This window comes from Achromobacter sp. SIMBA_011 (genome assembly GCF_046535435.1).
Lineage (GTDB): Bacteria > Pseudomonadota > Gammaproteobacteria > Burkholderiales > Burkholderiaceae_B > Achromobacter > Achromobacter dolens.
In genome coordinates this window covers 1-294 of record NZ_JAWRWN010000263.1, presented here as the reverse complement: position 1 = coordinate 294, position 294 = coordinate 1, and the positions used below count along the sequence as shown (strand labels likewise).

At 63.6% G+C, this 294-nt stretch carries 1 pseudogene; it reads right to left on the bottom strand.

Going from position 1 to position 294, the window contains the following annotated elements:
* Positions 1-294 (bottom strand): annotated as a pseudogene (locus tag SB816_RS30865) (OmpA family protein); the annotation flags it as partial.

The following is a 294-nucleotide window of genomic DNA, read 5'->3' as shown; positions in this document are numbered from 1 at the left end:
ATCTTCGATGCCAGTTCGTCCAGCTTCTGCTTGCCCAGCGGCTTGAGCGTTGCCTTGTCGAAGTCGAACAGCGCGTCGGCTTGGTACGTGATCTTCTGGCTCGAAATTGCCGGTGCAGCAGCCGGAGCGACCGGCGGTTGCGGTGCCTGGGCGACCAGTGCGCCATCGCACTTTGCGTTGGCGGTGGCCGGCGTCCAGAACGCGTCACGCCAGCAGAGCTCGTTCGTGCCGTTCATCCACACCCATTCGCCCGTACCGTTCACCCAGTTGTCGTTGACGGCTTGACGCGACGCC